The 24131-nt window shown below is 61.4% G+C and carries 19 protein-coding genes; 4 read left to right on the top strand and 15 right to left on the bottom strand.

What is annotated here, in order from left to right; genetic code table 11:
- Positions 1–62 precede the first annotated feature (62 nt).
- From DM807_RS25475 to ihfB, 4 genes are all read right to left on the bottom strand, one after another.
- On the bottom strand, positions 63–1121 hold the full coding sequence (locus tag DM807_RS25475; RefSeq protein ID WP_179028126.1) for an LPS O-antigen chain length determinant protein WzzB: 1059 nt from the start codon (positions 1119–1121) through the stop codon (positions 63–65).
- A 235-nt stretch (positions 1122–1356) separates the two neighbouring features.
- A complete protein-coding gene (locus DM807_RS25480) occupies positions 1357–2796 on the bottom strand; it encodes an MBL fold metallo-hydrolase (protein WP_069942249.1) in 1440 nt (479 codons plus the stop codon).
- 102 nt (positions 2797–2898) lie between these two features.
- Positions 2899–3162 carry a lipopolysaccharide assembly protein LapA domain-containing protein gene (locus DM807_RS25485; RefSeq protein ID WP_012271042.1) on the bottom strand — a complete coding sequence of 88 codons (264 nt, stop codon included), beginning with the start codon at positions 3160–3162 and terminating at the stop codon, positions 2899–2901.
- Between the two features lie 19 nt (positions 3163–3181).
- The gene (gene ihfB / locus DM807_RS25490) at positions 3182–3478 is read right to left on the bottom strand and encodes an integration host factor subunit beta (RefSeq protein WP_003252675.1); all 297 of its coding nucleotides are present in this window, start codon (positions 3476–3478) and stop codon (positions 3182–3184) included.
- Positions 3479–3995: 517 nt separating this feature from the next.
- Here ihfB and DM807_RS25495 point away from each other — a divergent pair.
- Positions 3996–4448: an REP-associated tyrosine transposase gene (locus DM807_RS25495; RefSeq protein WP_012271041.1), complete on the top strand. Its 453-nt coding sequence runs from the start codon at positions 3996–3998 to the stop codon at positions 4446–4448.
- A 168-nt stretch (positions 4449–4616) separates the two neighbouring features.
- Here the strand turns inward: DM807_RS25495 and rpsA are convergent, their stop codons facing one another.
- From rpsA to mtnA, 7 genes are all read right to left on the bottom strand, one after another.
- Positions 4617–6293, bottom strand: a complete 1677-nt coding sequence (gene rpsA, locus DM807_RS25500; RefSeq protein ID WP_003252673.1) for a 30S ribosomal protein S1 — start codon at positions 6291–6293, stop codon at positions 4617–4619.
- A gap of 124 nt (positions 6294–6417) precedes the next feature.
- A complete protein-coding gene (gene cmk, locus DM807_RS25505) occupies positions 6418–7104 on the bottom strand; it encodes a (d)CMP kinase (protein WP_012271040.1) in 687 nt (228 codons plus the stop codon).
- Entirely contained in the window at positions 7101–9308 is a 2208-nt protein-coding gene (locus DM807_RS25510; protein WP_060492614.1) for a bifunctional prephenate dehydrogenase/3-phosphoshikimate 1-carboxyvinyltransferase, read from the bottom strand. Before DM807_RS25510 ends, cmk begins: the two co-directional genes overlap by 4 nt.
- Positions 9309–9501: 193 nt before the next feature.
- Positions 9502–10596, bottom strand: coding sequence for a prephenate dehydratase (pheA, locus tag DM807_RS25515; protein ID WP_012271038.1), 1095 nt, complete (start codon positions 10594–10596; stop codon positions 9502–9504).
- The gene (gene serC / locus DM807_RS25520) at positions 10596–11681 is read right to left on the bottom strand and encodes a 3-phosphoserine/phosphohydroxythreonine transaminase (protein WP_069942250.1); all 1086 of its coding nucleotides are present in this window, start codon (positions 11679–11681) and stop codon (positions 10596–10598) included. Before serC ends, pheA begins: the two co-directional genes overlap by 1 nt.
- Before the next feature lie 98 nt (positions 11682–11779).
- Entirely contained in the window at positions 11780–14545 is a 2766-nt protein-coding gene (gene gyrA, locus DM807_RS25525) for a DNA gyrase subunit A (RefSeq protein WP_012271036.1), read from the bottom strand.
- 286 nt (positions 14546–14831) lie between these two features.
- Entirely contained in the window at positions 14832–15908 is a 1077-nt protein-coding gene (gene mtnA, locus DM807_RS25530; RefSeq protein WP_012271035.1) for an S-methyl-5-thioribose-1-phosphate isomerase, read from the bottom strand.
- A 110-nt stretch (positions 15909–16018) separates the two neighbouring features.
- Here mtnA and ubiG point away from each other — a divergent pair, with 110 nt between their 5' ends.
- Genes ubiG through DM807_RS25545 form a run of 3 tightly spaced genes read left to right on the top strand, consistent with a single transcriptional unit; the run spans position 16019 to position 18153 of the window.
- Entirely contained in the window at positions 16019–16717 is a 699-nt protein-coding gene (gene ubiG, locus DM807_RS25535; protein WP_012271034.1) for a bifunctional 2-polyprenyl-6-hydroxyphenol methylase/3-demethylubiquinol 3-O-methyltransferase UbiG, read from the top strand.
- A 2-nt stretch (positions 16718–16719) separates the two neighbouring features.
- A complete protein-coding gene (gene mupP, locus DM807_RS25540) occupies positions 16720–17391 on the top strand; it encodes an N-acetylmuramic acid 6-phosphate phosphatase MupP (protein ID WP_179028127.1) in 672 nt (223 codons plus the stop codon).
- A 21-nt stretch (positions 17392–17412) separates the two neighbouring features.
- A complete protein-coding gene (locus DM807_RS25545) occupies positions 17413–18153 on the top strand; it encodes a YciK family oxidoreductase (RefSeq protein ID WP_012271032.1) in 741 nt (246 codons plus the stop codon).
- 122 nt (positions 18154–18275) lie between these two features.
- Here DM807_RS25545 and DM807_RS25550 read toward each other — a convergent pair whose 3' ends face one another.
- From DM807_RS25550 to DM807_RS25565, 4 genes are all read right to left on the bottom strand, one after another.
- Positions 18276–19061 carry an iron-containing redox enzyme family protein gene (locus DM807_RS25550; protein ID WP_012271031.1) on the bottom strand — a complete coding sequence of 262 codons (786 nt, stop codon included), beginning with the start codon at positions 19059–19061 and terminating at the stop codon, positions 18276–18278.
- A 30-nt stretch (positions 19062–19091) separates the two neighbouring features.
- On the bottom strand, positions 19092–21548 hold the full coding sequence (locus DM807_RS25555; RefSeq protein WP_060492589.1) for an EAL domain-containing protein: 2457 nt from the start codon (positions 21546–21548) through the stop codon (positions 19092–19094).
- A 124-nt stretch (positions 21549–21672) separates the two neighbouring features.
- Complete coding sequence (locus DM807_RS25560; protein ID WP_179028128.1) at positions 21673–23505, bottom strand: ATP-binding cassette domain-containing protein; 1833 nt, start codon at positions 23503–23505, stop codon at positions 21673–21675.
- Positions 23498–24130: a DsbA family protein gene (locus DM807_RS25565; RefSeq protein ID WP_012271028.1), complete on the bottom strand. Its 633-nt coding sequence runs from the start codon at positions 24128–24130 to the stop codon at positions 23498–23500. The genes DM807_RS25560 and DM807_RS25565 overlap by 8 nt, the downstream gene beginning before the upstream one ends.
- Position 24131 lies beyond the last annotated feature (1 nt).

Consider the following 24131-nt stretch of genomic DNA (forward strand, 5'->3'; position numbering starts at 1 on the left):
ATCCGTAGCATACTGATAGTTGTGGCCAATGTTCCGCACTAGCCCAAGCGGCGTCTTAATTACTACCTGACACCAGCTGCGAACCTACGAACGACGAAAAATGCTCGGTAAAGGGCAATCAAAACACCCAGCAGCACGCCCAAGAACGCGCTCAGCACCACAATAATAGCCTTTTGCGGTTTGACTGGTTTATCAGGTGCATACAGCCCTCCGTCCTGTCGATAGACCTCGATGACGGACGGGTCTATCTCAAGTGTTTCGTAGAAAGCTATCGTTTCTTGATCGCGGCGCAGGTGATCTACAAAAGGGTCGTCAGAGGTCCGGGCCTTCAAGTTTTTGAGCTCCGCTTCAATTGCACGACTACCCCTCATGTATACCAGCGAGCCCTCCATATCCGCCGACAGCTCTGAATTACCATTACCGGAAATAATGGGCGGCTTTTCCAAGCCAATCGACTGTGCGACAATCAGCGCCTCGGACAACCGAGCAATACGGTCTTCACGTTCTTTACGTGCACCTTCTCTAGCAGAGCGAACTCGCTCTTTAAGATTGTTTGCCTTGACCAGCGCATCAGCCCGCACGTCGGCAATGACCTCTTTCTTGGCGCGATCACCGGCAAGTTGTACATACGCTACTATCCAGTCAGCCGCCTGCTGAGGATCCGTCGAACTGGCAACAATCTGGAAGCGCTCAGGAGAATCCTTAGTGGCGGCTGGAATTGACACGGCTTTACTGAATTTCGCATAAAGGTCATCTTGGGCACCACGCCGGTCAGCCTCGGGCAGAGATTTCAAATAGACCTCACGGTAAAAATCCCGACGCACTGCCTCCGACTGAACATAGCGCACATAGCTTTCATAGACAGCCTTGACAGACAGAATTGGCAACCCGCTATCGCCGCCTCTCCCATAGTTGAGTTGTGCGATGTCCTTTTGAGAAGGTGGCTGAACGAAAACCTTAGCTTCGTAGATCGGGGTAGCCAGCAATGCATAAGCGACGCCTATCAGCGTGACGACCACAGCTGTTAACGCCACCACCCACTTTTGCTTCCAGAGTTCCTCGATCAACTCAACTAAATCTACTACAGACTTGCCTTCTAGGCGCTCACGGTCATTGCGCATTTATTCTAAATTTTCCTTAGCTCACGCTGCTTTCGGACATCATCAAGGCACCGACCAGCTAGCCGAATGCCAAGATGCTTTACGCTGTCACGCTAGGTAGGGTTGACTCCACCAGCGGAGAGTAAGGTCAATTAACACCCTACTCAATGTTTTTTAGCGTAGCGCATGATGATAGCTGAAAAAATTTGAGCCAGAAAAAGCAGAAACGTTCCACCTGACGATGGCCTTTGATCAGTTATCCCTCCCCAGCAACGGTAATTTTCACCCTTAGCCCCCGCTCATCGAAGGCTTTACCCAGAGCCGTCGCTAGCGCACTCTTTGCCTTAGCCTCACCATGAACTAGCACTATCTGGGATGCAGGCACATGCGCCTTGAGCGCAAAACTCACAAGCCCCGCCTGATCCGCATGCCCTGCAAAACCGCCCAAGGTCAACACCTTGAGCCGTACCTCATACATCCGCCCATCCAGATCAACCTGCACAAACCTTTCCGCCCCTTCGCTAGCCTGTATCACCGCCCCCGGCGTACCCTTGGCCTGATAGCCCACAAACATCACCTCATGCCGCGGATCTGCCAGCATGGCCTTGAGGTAATTGACGATACGCCCACCCGAGCACATGCCATTGCCGGCAATCACAATCGCCGGGCGACCGGTACTCTTGAGGTAGTTGACCACCTGCTGGTGGCGAGCATGGGTATCCACGCTGATCAGCTGACTGAAGCCGAGCGGATCACGCCCTTCAGCAACACGCGCCCTGGCCTCGTCATTCCAGTATTCGTGCAGCTCCCGGTAAACGCTGGTGATGCGCTGAGCCAGAGGCGAGTCGAGGATGATGGGCAACTGGGACCAGTCGATCGGCTCACCATCAGGGGCTGGACCGGCTGTGCCCAGTAGTGCCTTGCGGTGCAGGATATCTTCCAGCTCAAACAGCACTTCTTGAGTGCGACCAAGACTGAATGCAGGGATCAGAATAGTGCCCTTGTCGGCGAGGGCGCGATCAATGGCATCTTCCAGCCGCCGCCTACGGTCGTCGACATGCGAATGCAGGCGGTCGCCATAGGTACTTTCCAGTACGAGCACATCAGCACGCTCTGGTGGCTGAACCGGACGCAGCAAGGGGTTACCACACGCACCCAGGTCGCCGGAGAACACATAACGGCTGTTGGATTGCCCATGCTGCATGTCGCACTCGACATAAGCCGAGCCCAACAGATGGCCTGCGCGCTGCAAGCGAATGCGGCAGCCAAGGCCGGGATGCTCAACCAACGTGTGCCACTGCTCGAACGGCAGCGGCACAATAAGGTCACGAATGAATTCGAGGTACCGGGCCACCTGAGCGGGCTCACTGCTGATACTCAGCTTGTAGGCATCCTCCAACACCAGCGGCAGCAGCCGCGCGGAAGGCTCGCTGCACACGATAGGACCGCGATAGCCGGCAGCCAGCAGCGCCGGGATACGGCCAACATGATCGAGATGAACGTGAGTGATAACCAGAGCCCGGATACCCTGAATGTCGAAGCCGAGCGCCGCGCTTTCCGCACCCGGCGCCGCTTCGCTTCCCTGCTCCAGGCCGCAGTCGATCAACAGGCTGGTTGACGGATCGACGTGCAACTGGTGGCAAGACCCGGTGACGCCGCGGGTACCACCGTGATGGGAAAGGCTGGGATATTCCATGCTGCGCACACTCGCCTGGGCCGAAAATGAAGTGCGCTATTACTCCATGTCAACCGATGTATGCATAGGTGAAACTTTCCTAAGCAGGTGTAGGAAATTTCCTTAATTTCCGCTTAGTGCCGCCTGTCGCGCAGAGGCCCTGATTTTGCGCTTGCTGCGCTGCACACCATAAGCCCCCAGCAATGGCCCTACCGCCAGACCAATGACCAAAGCTGCCAGTACCAGTACGGCAACCGGCATGGCCGGCGCGGCCCAACCGAACAGAACCAACGACACGGCCTGCTGGTTCTCCAGCACGAAAAACAGCACCACAGCCGCCAACAGCAGCACGAATACCGCCGCCAGGGCGCGCTTGAGGTTACGCATCAGATTCCTCCTTGGTTGATCAGGCTTCAGCCTCGTCTTCTTCATTGACCCGATCACGCAGCTCTTTGCCGGGCTTGAAGTGCGGCACGAATTTACCTTCGAGGCTGACCGACTGGCCGGTTTTTGGGTTGCGACCCACACGAGGTGCGCGATAGTGCAGCGAGAAGCTGCCAAAACCGCGAATTTCGATGCGATCGCCAGTGGCCAGGCATTGTGACATCTGCTCAAGCATGGTCTTGATGGCCAGCTCCACGTCCTTGGACGAGAGCAGCCCCTGATGGGTGACAATACGTTCGATCAGCTCCGACTTCGTCATATTTTTCCCTTCGTTATCAAGCAGCTAGATCATTGCTTAACCAGTTTGTAGCACGCCGGGAAGGTTTTGAACAGGGTGGTTCTTGACTTAATAAAAAAATTCAAGATTGAAGTTTTACAAGAATGGTCTAGTCGGCGGGGGCATGTAGGTGTCCGGCAATGGATTTGCGGTGGCGCGGCAATCGAGCGCCGCCCGCGCGGCGCATCGCGAGCTGCGCTCGCTCCTACGTTTGTTTCGGGCCAATTTTTCCTGATGGATTTGCGCGTGGACGCCTTGGTACATGGCGCGATATCGCGTCGTTTAAACAAGGCAGTCGCGCGCGCCTGTCACAATCGATACTGGCCCGAAACAAACGTAGGAGCGAGCGCAGCTCGCGATGCGCCGCGCGGGCGGCGCTCGATCTGCGCAACACCGCAAATCCCACGCCATCCATTTACACGCTGAAACCCTTGTTAGCGCCAGCCCCGTCCACCGCAACTACGCTGCCTTGGCACACACATACTCAAGGATGAACGCAATGCCCCTCCACGGCCATAGACTCCGCCATGCCCGATGCTCGGTGCCAGGCAGGCTTTACATGCTGACAACTGTAACCCACCTGCGTCAGCCCCTGTTCCACAACCTTCACCATGCCCGCTTGACAATCCACAACCTACGCCATGCAGATCAGCAGCAGCACTGCCGCTCGCTCGCCTGGGTACTGATGCCAGACCATTTGCACTGGTTGATCGAATTGAAAGACACGACGCTTAGTAAACTGATGCAACGCTTCAAGTGCCAATCCAGCAATGCATTGCGCCAAGCCGGGGTGAAGATGTTGCCGATATGGCAGGCCGGATATTACGACCGCGCATTGCGCCGAGACGAAGATATTCTCAAGGCTGCAAGGTATATCGTGGCAAACCCGATCAGGGCGGGGTTAGTTAGCAGAGCTGGTGATTACCCGCATTGGGATGCGGTGTGGCTTTGAGGGTATGGCGGTAGAGTGCCTGCGCCCGGGAGATCAAGCGCCGCGCGGGCGGCGCTCGATCTATCGAACACCACAAACCTCACGACGAACACGACTAAACCCAACCCAAAATCCACGCCAAAAAAAAGGGCGACCCGAGGGTCGCCCTTTTTACCGATCAAACAGAACTCAGTTCTGCTTGGCCATTGCTTCGCGCAGCAGCGCAGCCATGGTGGTGTCGGCAGCCGCTTCCGGAGCGTTTTTCAGGCTCTGGATGGCTTCACGCTCTTCAGCGTCGTCTTTCGATTTGATCGACAGGCTGATAACGCGGGACTTGCGGTCAACGCTGATGATCTTGGCTTCGATCTCTTCGCCTTCCTTCAGAACGTTACGCGCGTCTTCAACGCGGTCACGGCTGATTTCGGAAGCTTTCAGAGTAGCTTCGATGTCGTCGGCCAGGGTGACGATGGCGCCTTTGGCGTCAACTTCTTTCACGATGCCCTTGACGATAGCGCCCTTGTCATTGACAGCAACGAAGTTGGAGAACGGATCGTCTTCCAGCTGCTTGATGCCCAGGGAGATGCGCTCGCGCTCTGGGTCGACCGACAGGATGACGGTTTCCAGCTCGTCGCCCTTCTTGAAACGACGTACGGCTTCTTCGCCGGTTTCGTTCCAGGAGATGTCGGACAGGTGAACCAGACCGTCGATGCCGCCGTCCAGACCGATGAAGATACCGAAGTCGGTGATCGACTTGATGGTACCGGTGATCTTGTCACCCTTGTTGAACTGGCCGGAGAAGTCTTCCCATGGGTTGGACTTGCACTGCTTGATGCCCAGGGAGATACGACGACGCTCTTCGTCGATGTCCAGAACCATGACTTCCACTTCGTCGCCAACCTGAACGACTTTCGACGGGTGGATGTTCTTGTTGGTCCAGTCCATTTCGGAAACGTGTACCAGACCTTCAACGCCTTCTTCCAGCTCAGCGAAGCAGCCGTAGTCGGTCAGGTTGGTAACGCGAGCTTGTACGCGAGTACCTTCTGGGTAACGGGCAGTGATAGCTACCCACGGATCTTCGCCCATCTGCTTCAGACCCAGCGATACGCGGTTGCGCTCGCGGTCGAACTTCAGAACGCGTACGTCGACTTCGTCGCCAACGTTAACGATTTCCGATGGGTGCTTGATGCGCTTCCAAGCCATGTCGGTGATGTGCAGCAGGCCGTCGATACCGCCCAGGTCCACGAATGCGCCGTAGTCGGTGAGGTTCTTGACGATACCCTTGACTTGCTGGCCTTCCTGCAGGGTTTCCAGCAGGGCTTCGCGCTCGGCGCTGTTCTCGGCTTCCAGCACGCTGCGACGCGAAACAACAACGTTGTTGCGCTTCTGGTCCAGCTTGATGACCTTGAATTCCAGCTCTTTGCCTTCCAGGTGGGTGGTGTCGCGCACTGGGCGGACATCAACCAGGGAGCCCGGCAGGAACGCACGGATGCCGTTAACGTCGACAGTGAAGCCGCCTTTAACCTTACCGTTGATAACGCCCTTGACCACTTCTTCGGCGGCGAAAGCTGCTTCCAGAACAATCCAGCACTCGGCGCGCTTGGCTTTTTCACGGGACAGTTTGGTTTCGCCAAAGCCGTCTTCGACCGCGTCCAGCGCAACGTGCACTTCGTCACCGACCTTGATGGTCAGCTCGCCAGCTTCGTTGTAGAACTGCTCGAGCGGGATGACGCCCTCGGACTTCAGGCCAGCGTGTACGGTAACCCAGTCGCCGTCGATGTCGACAACGATACCGGTGATGATCGCACCCGGCTGAAGATTGAGGGTTTTCAGGCTTTCTTCAAAGAGTTCTGCAAAGCTTTCGCTCATTTTAATTCCTGTAGATTCGGGCGAAACAAACGCCCATAACCACATTCCAGACAATGTGGGTTCGTTTTAAGTAAAGGAAAGCCGGCAGGACGTTGACTGGTGCCCCTGCCTGCTTTCCTGGCTATCAGGCGAGATCGCGCTGGGCGATTTCACTTCTGATACGTTGCAACACCTGCTCGATGGACAACTCGGTAGAGTCCAACTGAATGGCATCGGCCGCTGGCTTCAGCGGGGCCACTGCACGTTGGGTGTCGCGCTCATCACGCGCACGAATCTCATCCAGCAGACTCGACAGACTAACATCTTCACCCTTGCCCTTCAACTGCAGGTAACGGCGACGTGCGCGCTCCTCCGCACTGGCGGTGAGGAAGACCTTCAATGGCGCGTCCGGGAACACCACGGTACCCATGTCGCGGCCGTCGGCGATAAGCCCCGGCACGTCGCGGAATTCACGCTGGCGCACCAACAGTGCATCACGCACGGCCGGCAGCGAGGCCACCATCGACGCACCCGCGCCGACGGTTTCGGTACGGATGACGTTGCTGACGTCCTCACCCTCGAGGATGATTTGTTGCAGCTTACCGGGCTCGGCGGCGATGAACTGCACATCCAGATGGGCGGCAAGCTTGGTCAGCAACTCTTCGTTGGTCAGGTCGACGCCGTGGTTGCTGGCATTGAATGCCAGCAACCGGTAAAGCGCGCCAGAATCCAGCAGCTTCCAGCCCAGCTCGCGGGCCAGCAGGCCGGCGACCGTGCCCTTGCCCGAGCCGCTCGGCCCGTCGATGGTGATGACCGGTGCCAGCGAATTCACGACTTGCCCTCTTCCGCCACGCGGATGCCCACTTCGGCGCACAGTGCCAGGAAGTTGGGGAACGAGGTGGCGACGTTGGCGCAGTCGTGGATGCGGATCGGCGCACTGGCGCGCAGCGAGGCCACGCTGAAGGCCATGGCGATGCGGTGGTCACCATGCCCGTGTACTTCGCCGCCGCCCAACTGGCCGCCGTCGATGATGATGCCGTCCGGGGTCGGCTCGCACTTGATTCCCAGCGTGATCAGGCCGTCAGCCATGACCTGGATGCGGTCGGACTCCTTCACCCGCAGCTCTTCGGCGCCACGTAGCACTGTGCGCCCTTCAGCGCATGCAGCCGCGACGAACAGCACCGGGAATTCGTCGATGGCCAGCGGCACCAACGCTTCTGGAATATCGATACCTTTGAGCTTGGCACCGCGCACACGCAGGTCGGCCACTGGCTCGCCGCCGACTTCACGCTGGTTTTCCAGGGTGATGTCGCCACCCATCAGGCGCAGAATGTCGATTACGCCGGTACGGGTCGGGTTGATGCCAACGTGCTCCAGCACCAACTCGGAGCCTTCGGCGATAGAAGCTGCCACCAGGAAGAACGCCGCCGAGGAAATGTCGGCCGGCACTTCGATGCGGGTAGCGGTCAGTTTGCCGCCGGACTGCAGCGAAGCGACCGGGCCGTTGCTTTCGACCGAATAGCCGAAACCACGCAGCATGCGCTCGGTGTGGTCACGGGTAGGCGCAGGCTCGGTGACAGTGGTCTTGCCTTCGGCGTACAGGCCAGCCAGCAGCAGGCAGGATTTTACCTGGGCGCTGGCCATCGGCAGCGTGTAGGTCAGCCCCTTGAGCTTGTGGCCACCACGGATGGTCAGCGGCGGGCGGCCTTCCGGGCCGGTCTCGACCACGGCACCCATTTCGCGCAGCGGGTTGGCCACACGGTTCATCGGGCGCTTGGACAGCGAGGCGTCGCCCGTCATGGTCACGTCGAACGACTGACCGGCCAACAGGCCCGACAGCAGGCGCATCGAAGTACCGGAGTTACCCACATACAGCGGGCCAGGCGGCGGCTTGAGGCCATGCAGGCCGACACCATGAATGGTCACTCGACCATGGTTGGGGCCTTCGATGACCACACCCATGTCACGGAATGCCTGCAGGGTCGCCAGCGCGTCTTCACCCTCGAGGAAGCCTTCGACCTCGGTAGTGCCTTCGGCCAGCGAGCCGAGCATGATCGAGCGGTGGGAAATCGACTTGTCGCCCGGTACGCGAATCCGCCCGTTCAGGCGGCCACCCGGTTGGGCCAGGAAAATCAGATCGTTGGCGTTCATAGCGTCCACATAGGCCCGGCGGGCCAGGATTTTACTGAAATGCTCGCGGGCAACCCGAGCGCGGGTGAATACACCCAGCAGTTGGTGCCCGTCCCCTTCAGCGATCGCGTCGCGCAAGGCGTCGAGATCGCTGCGATATGTATCAAGCGTGCGCAGGACAGCGTCGCGGTTGGCGAGGAAGATGTCGTGCCACATGGTCGGGTCGCTGCCGGCGATTCTTGTGAAATCGCGGAAGCCTCCCGCAGCGTACCGGAAGATCTCGAGGTTTTCATTGCGCTTGGCCAGCGAATCGACCAAGCCAAAGGCCAGCAGGTGCGGCAGATGACTGGTGGCGGCCAGCACTTCATCATGGCGCTCGACCGACATGTGCTCCACGTCGGCATCCAGCGCACGCCACAGGCGGTCGACCAAGGCCAGCGCCGCCGGGTCGGTTTCGACCAGCGGCGTGAGAATCACCTTGTGCCGACGGAACAGGGTGGCGTTTGAGGCCTCTACCCCGCTTTGCTCGGAGCCGGCGATGGGATGGCCTGGAACGAAGCGTGGCAGGCGCTGCCCGAAAACGGCGCGCGCCTCACGAACGACGTTGCCCTTGGCACTGCCGACGTCGGTGATGATCGCATCACCCAGGTCGAGCTGGGCCAAGCGGGCCAGGACTTTCTCCATGGCCAGGATTGGCACGGCCAGCTGGATGACATCGGCACCGACACAGGCAGCAGCCAGGTCTTCTTCGCAGCGGTCGACCACGCCCAGGGCCACGGCCTGCTTGCGCGAAGGGGCATCCAGGTCGACCCCGACCACTTCCCGGCACAGGCCGCTTTCACGCAGGCCCTTGGCGAACGAGCCACCGATCAGGCCAAGGCCGACCACGACCAAGCGGTTGATGATTGGTGCGGGTTTGGTTTTTGCTGCATTTACCACTGATGCGAACCCTGTTCTGAAATCTGGACAGCCTGTGAGACCGCAGGGGGCTGCTTTGCAGCCCATCGCGACACAAGGCCGCTCCTACAAGGGACTGCGTACTCCTGTAGGAGCGGCCTCGTGTCGCGAAGGGCCGCGCAGCGGCCCCGGCAACCTTGAATCAAAGCACCGCCTTTGGATAAGAGCCCAGCACTTTCAGCGCCACAGCTTCCTGGCTGATCTGCTCGAGCACCGCCTTGATCAGCGGGTCGCGGTGGTGGCCAACGAAGTCGATGAAGAACACGTAGGTCCACTTGCCGCTGCGCGACGGGCGGGTCTCGATACGGGTCAGGTCGATGCCGTTCTGGTGGAACGGCACCAGCAACTCGTGCAGGGCACCTGGCTTGTTGCTCATCGACACGATGATCGAGGTCTTGTCGTCACCGGTCGGTGGCACTTCCTGGCTACCGATCATCAAAAAGCGCGTGGAGTTGTCCGGGCGGTCTTCGATTTTCTCGGCCAGGCGGGTCAAACCGTACAGGTTGGCCGCCATGTCGCCGGCGATCGCCGCCGAGTTCCACTCGCCCTTGACCCGTTTGGCCGCTTCGGCGTTGCTCGACACGGCCACGCGCTCAACGTTCGGGTAATGCGCGTCCAGCCACTTGCGGCACTGGGCCAGCGACTGGGCGTGGGAGTAGATGCGGGTGATGCTGTCGGTCTTGGTGTTCTCGCCCACCAGCAGGTGGTGGTGGATACGCAGCTCGACTTCGCCGCAAATCACCATGTCGTGCTCGAGGAAGCTGTCCAGGGTGTGGCTGACCGCACCTTCGGTGGAGTTTTCCACCGGCACCACGCCGAAGTTGACGGCACCGGCCGCCACTTCACGGAACACTTCGTCGATGGCCGCCATTGGCCGGCTGACCACCGCGTGGCCGAAGTGTTTCATGGCCGCGGCTTGGGTGAACGTACCCTCGGGGCCGAGGTAGGCGACTTTCAGCGGCTCTTCCAGGGCCAGGCACGACGACATGATTTCGCGGAACAGCCGCGCCATCTCTTCGTTGCCCAGCGGGCCCTTGTTGCGCTCCATCACGCGCTTGAGCACCGCAGCCTCACGCTCGGGACGGTAGAACACCGGCTTCTCGCCTTCTTTCAGCGAGGCGGTCTTGACCCGGGCCACTTCTTCAGCGCAACGGGCGCGGTCGCTGATCAGCTCGAGGATTTTCTCGTCGAGGCTGTCGATGCGTACGCGCAGCGCCTTGAGCTCCTGTTCGGACATCAGCCGTGCTCCTTCTCGAATTCAGCCATGTAGCCCACCAGCGCGTCCACCGCCTCCAGGCCCAGGGCGTTGTAGATGGAGGCACGCATGCCGCCAACCGAACGGTGGCCCTTGAGATTGAGCAGGCCACGGGCGTCGGCGCCGGCGAGGAAGGCCTTGTCCAGGCGCTCATCAGCCAGGCGGAACGGCACGTTCATCCACGAACGAGCATTGACGCTGATCGGGTTGGTGTAGAAATCGCTGTTGTCGATGAAGCCGTACAGACGCTCTTTCTTGGCGCGGTTGCGCTGCTCCATGGCGTCGACGCCACCCTGCTCTTTCAACCACTCGAAGACCAGGCCCGAGAGGTACCAGGAGTAGGTGGCCGGGGTGTTGTACATCGAACCGTTGTCGGCCGACACCTTGTAGTCGAGCATGGTCGGGCAGCTGCTGCGGGCGCGGCCCAGCAGGTCTTCACGGACGATCACCACCACCAGGCCGCTTGGGCCGATGTTCTTCTGCGCGCCGGCGTAGATCAGGCCGTACTGCGACACATCGATCGGACGCGAGAGGATGTCGGACGACATGTCGACGACCAGCGGCACGTCACCGGTTTCCGGCACCCAGTCAAACTGCAGGCCGCCAATGGTCTCGTTGGACGCATAGTGCACGTAGGCCGCGCTCTTGGTCAGGCTCCACTCGTTCTGACCTGGGATGGCCAGGTAATCGTATGGCTTGGCGCTGGCGGCGACATTGACGTTGCCAAAGCGGCGCGCTTCCTCGATGGCCTTTTTCGACCAGATACCGGTTTCGATGTAGTCGGCGGTACCGTTTTCCGGCAGCAGGTTCAGCGGGATTTCAGCGAACTGCTGGCTGGCACCACCCTGCAGGAACAACACCTTGTAGTTGGAGGGGACGGACAGCAGGTCACGCAGGTCCTGCTCGGCCTTTTCGGCGATGGCCACGTAATCGTCGCTGCGATGGCTCATTTCCATCACCGACAAGCCCTTGCCACGCCAGTCCAGCATCTCGGCCTGGGCGCGCTGCAGGACAGCGTCAGGAAGCGCGGCAGGGCCTGCGCAGAAGTTAAAGGCTCGTTTGCTCACATCCACTCTCGCTCTGCCAAATAGAACAAATTCGTTGTTGCCTGCTGCAATCAGTCAAACGGGGCGACCTTGGTCGCCCCGCTCGGGTTTACGCTTGCTTACTCTTGCGGGGCCTCTTCGGCGCCAGCAGCTTCTTCGTTGTCTGGCGCTTCAGCCTCGACACCCTCCTCGTCCGCCTCGACCACATCATCGAGTTCGTCCTCGGACGGCTCCTGGATACGCTCCAGGCCCACCAGCGTCTCATCAGCCGCCAGCTTGATCAGCGTAACGCCCTGGGTGTTACGGCTCAGGCTGGATACCTCGCCAACCCGGGTGCGCACCAGCGTACCCTGGTCGGAGATCAACATGATCTCCTCGCCTTCCTGCACCTGGATAGCACCGATCAGCAGACCGTTGCGCCCCTTGGTACCCATGGCGATCACACCCTGGCCACCACGGCCGCGACGCGGGAACTTGGACAGCGGGGTGCGCTTGCCGAAGCCACGCTCGGACGCGGTGAGGATCTGCGAGCCCGACTCGGGGATCAGCATGGAAATGATGCGCTGACCTTTACCCAGTTTCATGCCGCGCACACCACGCGCGTTACGGCCCATTTCACGCACTACGCTCTCAGCGAAGCGGATGACCTTGCCGGCGTCGGAGAACATCATGACTTCTTTGGCGCCGTCGGTGATGGCCGCTGCAATCAAGGTATCGCCTTCCTTCAGCTTCAAGGCGATCAGGCCGTTGGAGCGCGGACGGGCGAACTGCACCAGCGGGGTCTTCTTGACGGTGCCGGAGGCGGTAGCCATGAAGATGTACGCGCCGGTCGGCTCCGCCACCCACTCCGGAGTGTCGCCGTCTTCTTCGTCGACTTCCTCGGCCTCTACCAGCTCACCTTCGAGCACGGTGTCATCCGCTTCTTCCAGCTCTTCGTCGAGGTCGGCGTTCTGCTGCAGCGCTTCGAGGTCGATCTGCAGCATGGCGGTGATGCGCTCACCCTCCTCCAGCGGCAGCAGGTTGACCAGCGGGCGACCACGGGCAGCACGGGACGCTTCGGGGATTTCGTAGGTCTTCTTCCAGTACACCTTGCCCTTGCTGGAGAACAGCAACAGGGTGGCGTGGCTGTTGGCGACCAGCAGGTGCTCGATGTAGTCCTCGTCCTTCACGCCAGTCGCCGACTTGCCTTTGCCGCCACGGCGCTGGGCCTGGTAAGCGGACAATGGCTGGGTCTTGGCATAACCACCGTGAGAGATAGTGACCACGCGCTCTTCTTCCGGGATCATGTCGCCGTAGTTGAGGTCGTGGCTGGCATTGAGGATTTCGGTACGACGGGCATCGCCGTATTCGGCGCGAATGGCTTCCAGCTCTTCGCGGATCACTTCCATCAGGCGCTCGGCGCTGCTGAGGATGCGGATCAGTTCGCCGATCTGCTCGAGGATTTCCTGGTACTCGGCCAGCAGCTTCTCGTGCTCCAGGCCGGTCAGGCGGTGCAGGCGCAGGTCGAGAATGGCCTGAGCCTGCTCAGGCGACAGGAAGTACTTGCCATCATGCAGCCCGTACTGTTCCGGCAGGTCCTCTGGGCGGCAGGAGTCGGCGCCAGCGCGCTCGACCATGACCTGCACGGCGCTGGATTCCCACGGCGTGGAAACCAGGGCTTCCTTGGCTTCGGACGGGGTCGGCGAGGCCTTGATCAGGGCAATGACCGGGTCGATGTTGGACAGCGCGACCGCCTGGCCTTCAAGGATGTGGCCACGTTCACGGGCCTTGCGCAGCTCGAACACGGTACGGCGGGTCACCACTTCACGGCGGTGACGGACGAACGCTTCGAGCAGGTCCTTGAGGTTGAGCAGGCGCGGACGGCCATCGACCAATGCCACCACGTTGATGCCGAACACGCTCTGCAGCTGGGTTTGCTGATAGAGGTTGTTGAGCACCACCTCCGGCACCTCGCCGCGACGCAGCTCGATGACGATGCGCATGCCGTCCTTGTCGGACTCGTCGCGCAGCTCGGTAATGCCTTCGATCTTCTTCTCTTTGACCAGCTCGGCGATCTTTTCGATCAGGCGTGCCTTGTTCAGCTGGTACGGCAGCTCGGTGATGACGATCTGCTGGCGGCCGCCTACCTTGTCGATGTCTTCGATCTCGGAGCGGGCACGCATGTAGATGCGGCCCCGGCCGGTGCGATAGGCCTCGATGATGCCCTGGCGACCGTTGATGATGCCGGCAGTCGGGAAGTCTGGCCCAGGAATGAACTGCATCAGTTCATCAATGGTGACGTCCGGGTTGTCGATCAGCGCCAGGCAGCCGTCGATGACCTCGCCAAGGTTGTGCGGCGGAATGTTGGTCGCCATGCCCACGGCGATACCGCTGGAGCCGTTGACCAGCAGGTTGGGAATACGGGTCGGCATGACCGCCGGAATCTGCTCGGTGCCGTCGTAGTTGGGCACCCAGTCGACGGTTTCCTTGTGCAGGTCGGCCAGCAGCTCGTGGGCCAGCTTGGTCATGCGCACTTCGGTGTATCGCATGGCCGCGGCGTTGTCGCCGTCCACCGAACCGAAGTTGCCCTGACCGTCGACCAGCAGGTAGCGCAGCGAGAACGGCTGGGCCATACGCACGATGGTGTCGTAGACCGCGGTGTCGCCGTGCGGGTGGTACTTACCGATCACGTCACCGACCACACGGGCGGATTTCTTGTACGGCTTGTTCCAGTCGTTGCCCAGTTCGCTCATCGCATAGAGAACGCGACGATGCACGGGCTTCAAGCCGTCACGCGCATCGGGCAGCGCTCGCCCGACAATCACGCTCATCGCGTAGTCGAGGTAAGACTGTCTCAGTTCGTCTTCGATATTGACCGGGAGGATTTCTTTGGCCAGTTCGCCCATGAGAAGCCTGATTCCTTTTTCTGGTGAAACTTCGCAGCTCCATCAAGGGCCGAACGAAGCTCGCCGCCGCAGCGCATATGGGTGCGACGACTTACGACAAATCAATGAGTTGTGCCATGGATCTGCGCAATGAAGGCCGCCGTGATGGGCGGTCCTGGAAACTGCCGGATGTTATCACAAAGGCGGGGGCGGTGGGGAGATGTGGCAGGTGGTCTCAGGTGGGTTTGAATCTTGAATTTTCATTGCCTGTACCGGCCTTTTCGCGGCGGTACAGGCAATACAGGCATCAGTGCAACCGCTTGCGGCAAATCAGCTGGGCCAGCTTGGCAGTATCCGGGCGCTCGACGATGCCGCGCTCGGTCACGATCACATCGATCAGGTCGGCCGGGGTCACGTCGAATACCGGGTTGAACACCTCGACATCCGGCACCGCCGGGGCACCGCCAAAGTCCAGCCACTCGTCGGCGTCACGCTCCTCCAACGGGATATCCTCGCCCGTGGCCAGGTTCAGGTCGATGCTGGTGCTCGGCGCTACCACCATGAACCGCACACCATGATGCATGGCGCTGACCGCCAGCTGATAGGTGCCGATCTTGCTGGCCACGTCGCCGTTGGCGGCAATGCAGTCCGCCCCCACCACCACCCAGGTGATGCCTTTGGTCTTCATCAGGTGGGCCAGCGCCGAATCGGCGCACAGGGTCACCGGGATGCCTTCGTTGGCCAGCTCCCAGGCGGTCAGGCGCGAGCCTTGCAACCAGGGACGGGTCTCGCCGGCATAGACCCGCTCGACCATGCCCTCCAGGTAACCGGCGCGAATAACCCCCAGTGCGGTACCAAAGCCGCCGCTGGCCAGGGCGCCGGCGTTGCCGTAGGTGAGCAAGGCCTGGGCATTGCCCTGATGGCGACGGATCAGCTCGATACCTTGCTGGGACATGGTCAGGTTGGCTTCACGGTCGCTTTCATGGATAGCCACGGCTTCGGCTTCCAGCGCGGCGAGCACGTCTTCGTCCGCTCGCAGGCGCAGCAGGCGCTCGCGCATGCGGTTCAGCGCCCAGAACAGGTTGGCAGCAGTGGGGCGCGCTTCGGCCAGGGTGAGAAAGTCTTCTTCCAGGTCCATCTCCCAATCGCCACCCTGGGCCAGCCGCTCTTCAAGGGCCAGCACCAGGCCGTAGGCGGCGGCAATGCCGATGGCCGAAGCCCCGCGCACCACCATGTCGCGGATCGCCGCAGCCACCTGCGCAACATTGTCGCAGGCCAGCCAGCGCTCTTGCGACGGCAGCAGACGCTGGTCGAGCAGGTGCAAGGCGCCGCCCTGCCAGCGGATCGCGGTCACCTTCTCCGCCGCCAAAAGTCGCTCGCGCATCACCTCTCCCTGTCGTTCGGATATCAAAAGCCGGCGATTATAGCGACCCTTGGGGCTGAGCGCTCGGGTATACTCCGGCGCAATTTTGCGAAGTTTCAGAGGACTGTTCAATGAGCAACGTCGACCGCGCCGAAATCGCCAAGTTCGAAGCGCTGGCCCACCGCTGGTGGGACCGCGAAAGCGAGTTCAAGCCGCTGCACGAAATCAACCCGCTGCGCGTCAACTGGATCGACGAGCGGGCCAGCCTGGCCGGCAAGAAAGTGCTGGACGTAGGCTGCGGCGGTGGCATCCTCAGCGAAGCCATGGCCCTGCGCGGCGCCACGGTCACCGGTATCGACATGGGCGAGGCACCGCTGGCAGTGGCCCAACTGCATCAGCTGGAGTCGGGCGTGCAGGTGGAATACCGGCAGATCACCGCTGAAGCGCTGGCCGAGGAAATGCCTGAACAGTTCGACGTGGTCACCTGCCTTGAAATGCTCGAGCACGTGCCCGACCCGTCTTCGGTGATTCGCGCCTGCTACCGCATGGTCAAGCCTGGCGGCCAGGTGTTCTTCTCCACCATCAACCGCAACCCCAAGGCCTACCTGCTGGCCATCGTCGGCGCCGAATACATTCTGAAAATGCTGCCGCGCGGCACCCATGACTTCAAGAAGTTCATCCGCCCGTCCGAGCTGGGTGCCTGGAGCCGCGATGCCGGCCTGCAGGTAAAGGACATCATCGGCCTCACCTACAACCCGCTGACCAAGCACTACAAGCTCAACAGCGACGTCGACGTCAACTACATGATCCAGACCCTGCGCGAGGAATAAGCATGCGTTTGCGAGCAGTACTCTTCGACATGGACGGCACCTTGCTCGACACGGCGCCGGACTTCATCGCCATTTGCCAGGCCATGCTCGCCGAGCGCGGCCTGCCGGCCGTTGACGACAACCTGATCCGCGGCGTGATCTCTGGCGGCGCGCGCGCCATGGTTGCCGCCACGTTTGCCATGGACCCGGAAACCGAAGGCTTCGAGGCCCTGCGCCTGGAGTTCCTCGAGCGCTACCAACGCGACTGCGCGGTACACAGCAAACTGTTCGATGGCATGGCCGAGCTGCTGGCCGACATCGAAAAAGGCAACCTGCTGTGGGGCGTGGTCACCAACAAGCCGGTACGCTTCGCCGAGCCGATCATGCAGCAACTGGGCCTGGCCGAACGCTCGGCACTGCTGATCTGCCCGGACCACGTGAAAAACAGCAAACCCGACCCCGAACCGCTGATCCTGGCCTGCAAAACCTTGAACCTGGACCCGGCCAGCGTGCTGTTCGTCGGCGACGACCTGCGCGACATCGAGTCTGGCCGCGACGCTGGCACCCGCACGGCGGCGGTGCGCTACGGCTATATTCATCCAGAGGACAACCCGAACAACTGGGGCGCCGACGTGGTGGTGGACCACCCGCTGGATCTGCGCAAAGTGATCGACAGCGCGCTGTGCGGCTGCTGAACTAGAGACAGGGAATACACAATGTTCGACTACACCGCCCGCCCCGACCTGCTGCAAGGCCGGGTCATTCTGGTGACCGGCGCCGGCCGTGGCATTGGTGCTGCTGCTGCCAAGGCCTATGCCGCACTGGGTGCCACCGTGCTGCTGCTGGGCAAGACCGAGGCCAACCTGAACGAGGTCTACGACCAGATCGAAGCCGCCGGGCACCCACAGCCGGTGGTCATCCCGTTCAACCTGGAAACCGCCCTGCCCCACCAGTACGACGAGCTGGCGGTCATGATCGAAGACCAGTTCGGCCGCCTCGACGGCCTGCTGAACAATGCCTCGATCATCGGCCCGCGCACGCCGCTGGAGCAGCTGTCGGGCGACAACTTCATGCGTGTGATGCACATCAACGTCGATGCCACCTTCATGCTCACCAGCACCTTGCTGCCACTGCTGAAGCTGTCGGAAGACGCCTCGGTGGTGTTCACCAGCAGCAGCGTCGGGCGCAAGGGCCGGGCTTACTGGGGCGCCTACGGCGTGTCGAAGTTCGCCACCGAGGGCCTGATGCAGACCCTGGCCGACGAACTGGAAGGCGTGGCGCCGGTGCGCTCCAACAGCATCAACCCGGGCGCCACGCGTACGGCGATGCGGGCTCAAGCCTATCCCAGCGAGAACCCGCAGAACAACCCGCTGCCGGAAGAGATCATGCCGGTGTATCTGTACCTGATGGGGCCGGACAGCAAAGCAGTCAACGGGCAAGCGCTCAACGCCCAGTAAGGCTTGAGATTGCCGGGGCTGCTGTGCAGCCCATCGCGACGCAAGGCCGCTCCTACAAGGGTACGCGATCTCTTGTAGGAGCGGCCTTGCGTCGCGATGGGCTGCGCAGCGGCCCCAAGGCCCTAACCCGCCGCCAACGCCGGGCGCATACGCCCCTGCTGGCGCCCTTCCAGCTGCATGCACCGTTCCAGGAACAGGTACATGCAGTCGTAACTCTTGCAAATCGCCCTGCGCAACTCGGTACGCAGCCCCAGCGTCGGGTTCTCACCGGCCAAGGTACAGATGATCTCCAGCGCCTCCCACGGGTGCGCATCGTCATACTGGGCGTGCATCTTCAGCCACTTCATCGCCCGCTTGCGCTGGTCTTCCGGGAAGCCTTGCGCGTAAGTATCGGTCGAGCACACCACCGCCGACCACTCGCCGGTCGCGCCTTCGATGGCATAGTTGGTCGCCGCCATGGAAATGGCCAGGTTCTCGGTGGCACACACCCGCCAGCACCAGTCGTTCAGGCCGTTCAGCTCGGGAGGCACTTCCTGCGCCTGCAATTCGTGCAGGTGCACGCCGTGCGCCTGGCACCAGTTCACCCAGTAGTCGGCATGGTTCAACTCGACGCGAATGTTGCGCATCAGCCAACGCCGGGCCATGTCCTCGCCCTGGTGCCGGCCGTAGCGGGTCTTGGTCAGGTTATGCGCCATGTACAGCGAAAACTGCTCCACCACCGGCCAGCCACCGATCAAGTACTGGCGGATGGTCGATTGTTTCAGCTGGCCATCGCGCAGACGCGCATAGAACTCATGCTCCACCACCCGACGCTTGCTCTCGCGGCAGTCTTCAATCAGTTGCTGGGCCCATTGGGGGTAACTGGCAGGGTCCATCAAAGGCCCGATACGTACGAATGCATCAATCACTTTCAGCTCCTTGATCCTTGTGATTTCTAGCTAGCGAAACGTGCCAGGTGCCCGCTGCAACAGAGGCCGGGCGGCGATCCGTTGGCGCTGCAGACTGTCACAGGTGAACACCTGGGGGCGTTCGATCAGGTAGCCCTGGGCGTAATCCACGCCAATTTCCTGCAAGGCCTGCTCGATCAAGGGTGTTTCGACGAACTCGGCAATGGTGCGCTTACCCATCACATGGCCGATATGGTTGATGACCTCGACCATGGCCCGGTTGACCGGGTCGTCGAGCATGTCCTTGACGAAACTGCCGTCAATCTTCAGGTAATCCACAGGCAAATGCTTGAGATAGGCGAACGAGGACATGCCAGCGCAGAAATCATCGAGCGAAAAGCGGCAACCCAGCCCCTTCAACTCGTTGATGAAACGGATGGCGCTGCCCAGGTTGGCGATGGCACTGGTTTCGGTAATTTCAAAGCAGATCATTCGCGGCGGGATGGCGTACTCGACGAACAACCGCTGCAGGTATTCGAGAAACTTGTCGTCGCCGATGCTCGACCCCGACAGGTTGATCGCACAGATCGACAACGGCCCTTCGCGCCCTTCGTCCAGGCACTGGCGTATGACCAGAAACACATTGCGCACCACCCAACGGTCAAGCGCGGTCATCAGGCCGTAGCGTTCGGCCGCCGGGATAAAGCTGCTGGGCAGGATGGTACGGCCGCTTTCGTCGTGCAGGCGCAGCAGAATCTCGATGTGCCCCGGGCCTTCGAAGCTTTTCAGCGGGGCGATTTCCTGGGCATACAGGCAGAAGCGGTTTTCTTCCAAAGCCACATGCAAGCGCTGGATCCAGGCCATTTCGCCGAAGCGCATGGACAGTTCGCTGTCATCGGCATGGTACACCTGCACACGGTTGCGCCCCTTCTCCTTGGCCATGTAGCACGCCATGTCGGCAGCGCGCAGCGAAGCCTCCAGCGTGCCCGGGGCCTGGGCCATGTGCACCAGCCCGATGCTGACCGTGGTGACGAACGGCCGCCCTTTCCACACGAAGTGCAGGCTCTGCACCATCTGGCGCAATTGCTCGGCGATGCGCTCGGCCTGATCGGGCGGGCAGTTTTCCAGCAACACGCCAAATTCGTCGCCACCCAGCCGCGCCAAGGTATCGCCTTCGCGCAGGCCGGACTGCAGTACGGCGCAAATGTGCCGCAACAGCTCATCGCCAGCGGCATGGCCGCAAGTGTCGTTGACCAGCTTGAACTGGTCGAGGTCGAGGAACATCAGCGAGTGCCGCCCGGCCTGGCGCGCCAGGCCGTTGAGCGCCTGCTCCAGGCGGTATTCGAACTCGCGGCGGTTGGCCAGCCCAGTCAGCGCATCGTGGGTGGCCTGCCAGGACAGGTTGGCGATGTACTGCCGCTCCTGGGTCATGTCGTGCAGCACCAGTACGATACCGCTGACCTGGCCGTCACTGACGATAGGCGAACCGACCAGGTTGATTGACACGGTGCTGCCGTCCAGCCGCTGAATCAACCTAGCGTGTTCCGCGCCGCCCTTGAGACTGCCACTGAGCACCTGCTCGACCAGGCTGCGACCCTCCTCCTCGGCCTGTTCGTCAACCAGGCTGAACATTGCCGACAGCGGCAGGCCCAGCGCCTGGCTGGCTTGCCAGTGAGTCAATTGCTCGGCGGCCGGGTTCATGTAGCCGATACTGCCCTCCACATCGGTGGTGATCACCGCATCACCGATGGCTTGCAACGTGATCTGCGCCCGCTCTTTTTCTTCCTGCAGGGCGCTGGCAAATGCCTGGCGCTGAGCCAGCAGCTTGCTGGATCGGCGCCAGGCAATGGTAATTAGCACCATTGCCGTCAGCAGGTTGGTGATCAGCAGCACCCGCAGCAACATGCGCGAGCCTTCGCCCAAGGCATCGCTGAACGCTTTGGCCGCAGGCGTGACCCCTTCGTTGATGGTGACGATACGCGCCTTCCAGTCGCTGACCGTGCCGGCATCAACCGGGCCACTGCTCAAGCGCTGGCGCATCTCGCCAGCCAGCACATCCAGCTTGGCCAGGTAATCGTCGCCGACATCCCAGTAGTCGATGGCCGTCTGCATGTAGCTGACGTTGCGGAAATTGCGGTAGAACCAGATGATCCGCTCGACATCGTCAGGGTGGTTGCCCCCTTGCAGCACTGCCTGGCGCGCGGCCTCCAGATCAGGGTTGGGGCGGTCGAGCACCTCGCGCAACTGATGGTCGCCCTGAGGTACGGTAATGGCCTGGCGATAACGCTGGTAGGTGCTGTCGTCGCGTGTTTCAGCGTACAGATTGAGGTAGTAGATGGCGTCTTTCTGCGCCTTGGACCACAGGCTTTCGCCCGCGACATACGCGCGCACGGCCGAGAGCGTATAAAGGCTGAGGCTGCCCAACGCCACCTGGAGGACCACAACGGCGATGAAGGGCCAGGTGATACCGAGCAACTTTGGCGCTTCTAGAGTGCGATGTCCCTTCATGGAGTCCCTGTCACAGAGCAGATAAGGCGCAAATCAACCCAGACAAGCACAGCGTAGGCCATTTGCCATCGTTGTGGAGGGGATTTTTATGACAGGGAATCGGGGGATTTGTACATCCTGAAATTCAGCTCTGCTGCAGGTGCCCATACAGCTTGGCATACAACCCGCCTTCGGCAATCAGCTGCTGGTGGTCGCCATCTTCAGCCACATGCCCACTATCGAACACCAGTACTCGATCAGCCTGCTTCACCGCCGAAAGCCGGTGGGCGATGATCAGCGTGGTGCGGCCGCTGAGGAAGCGCGCCAGGGCCTGATGCAGGTTGTACTCGGTGGCGGCATCCAGGGCCGATGTGGCCTCGTCGAGGATAACCACCTTGGGCTCGGCCAGCACCATGCGGGCAATCGCCAGGCGCTGCCGCTGGCCGCCAGACAAGCGCACCCCAGAACGCCCCAGCACACTGTCCAGGCCCTGGGGCAAGGCAGCGATGGTGGCATCCAGTTGAGCAATGTGCAGCGCCTGCCAGCAGGCATCGTCACTGCAATCACGGCCCATGGTCAGGTTGGCACGCACGCTGTCGTTGAACAGTGACGGGTGCTGCAACACCACCGCGACGTTCTCGCGCAGGGTTTCAAGGCCGATTTCCTGCAAGCTGGCCCCGCCGAAGCGGATGGTTCCGGCCTGGGCGCTGTAAAGGCCCAACAGCAGTTGCACCAGGGTGCTCTTGCCGCCGCCGCTGGCACCGACAATCGCCACCTTCTCACCCGGGGCAATCGACAGGTCGAGATGCTCCAGCACCGGCTCGTCGGCATAGGCAAAGCGCAGGTCGCGCACTTCGATACCCACGGTCTGGCGACCGGCGAACGGGTCGCTGGCGGCGGGGTACTGCGGCTCGTCGTCACGCGCCAGCAGCTCGTTGAGGCGGCTCAGCGCACCACCGGCGGCGTAATAGGCATATTGCAGGTTGAGCAGTTGCTCCACCGGGCCGATCATGAACCACAGGTAGCTGAACACCGCCAGCATCTGGCCGATCGACAAGTCTGAAAACAACACGGTAAGCATCGCCGCGGCGCGGAAGATGTCGATGCCGAACTGGAACAGCAGGCCACTGGCACGGCCACTGGCGTCGCTTTTCCATTGAGAGTCCACGGCGTAGTCGCGCACCTCACGGGCACGCAAGCCCAACCGGCCAAGGAAATAGCCCTGGCGGTTGCCCGCGCGGATTTCCTGGATGGCATCGAGGGTTTCCGCCAGTGCCTGGGTAAAGCGCGCGGTGCTGTCGTTTTCGAGCTTTTTCAGGTGTTTTACCCGCTTGCCCAACTGCACGGTGAAGTAGATCACCAGCGGGTTGAACAGCAAGATCAGCAAGGCCAGTTGCCAGTGCATCCAGATCAGGATGGCTGCCGTGCCGGTCAGGGTCAGCATGGCCACCAGGAAGCGGCTGAGGGTTTCGCCGACGAACTTGTCGAGGGTGTCCAGGTCGGTGACCAGGTGGGTGGTCACCGTGCCGCTGCCCAGGCTTTCGTATTCCTTCAGCGAAATACGCTTGAGCCGCTCGATCAGGCGAATGCGCAGGCGGTAGACGATATCCTTGGCCAAGCCGGCGAACAGCTTGGCCTGAATCACGTTGAACGCCAGCGCAGCCAGGCGCAGGCACAGGGTGAGTGCCAGCATCAGGCCAATGTAGCCGGCGGCCACCTGCGAGCTGGACGGCAGCAGGTGGTTCATCCACTTCAACGCGGCATCACCATGGCCGAGCAGCACCTCATCCACCAGCAACGGCAGCAGCAGCGGAATGGGCACACTGCAGCATGCCGCCAGCACAGCGATGAGGTTGGCAGACCAGAGGTTTTTCTTGTGATGCAGGGCCAGGCGGCGGATTTCCGCCCAGCTCAGTCGATCGGCCGCACTGTATGGCTTGCCCGGCACCGGGTCGGGTGACCCAGGCACGTCAAGCACAGGCAGCCTGCTGCAGCCAACGGCCGAGCAAGGGTTGCAGGCGCTCCAGCGGCTGATAGCCGTTGGTCAGCAAGGCCAGTTGGCCGTTGCGCTCGGCCAACAGGGTCGGGAAGCCGGCGATACCCAGGTCCTGCGCCCAGGCGAAGTCGGCCGCTGTGGCAGCACGGGTGTCGGCACGGGCGAAGGTTTCGGCGAACACGGCACGGTCGAAGCCGGCCTGTTCAGCCAGCTCGACCAGCTGTGGCGCGGTGGTCACATCCATGCCTTGCTCGTAGAACGCACGCTGGATCAGCGCCAGCAGCGGCCAGACGCGCTCGGCGTCCAGCTCACGGGCTGTGACCAGGGCACGGCAGGCCGGCTCGGTGTCGTAGACGAAGCCGTCGGGCATGGCACCCTCGAAGCGGAACGGCTGGCCGGTAGCCTCAGCCACCGCCTGCCAGTGTTCGAGGATGTACTTGCGGGTGGAGCTGTCCAAGGCGCTGCCGCCGGTACGCAGCCCACCCGGCACCAGACGGGTGGCAACGCCTGCCTCACGCGCCTGGGCGATCAGGGCCGCGGCCACTGGCGCGAAACCCCAGCACCAGGAGCACATCGGGTCCATCACATAGATCAGGCGTGCAGACATG

It is taken from the genome of Pseudomonas hunanensis (assembly GCF_013393325.1).
Classification (GTDB): Bacteria; Pseudomonadota; Gammaproteobacteria; order Pseudomonadales; family Pseudomonadaceae; genus Aquipseudomonas; species Aquipseudomonas putida_P.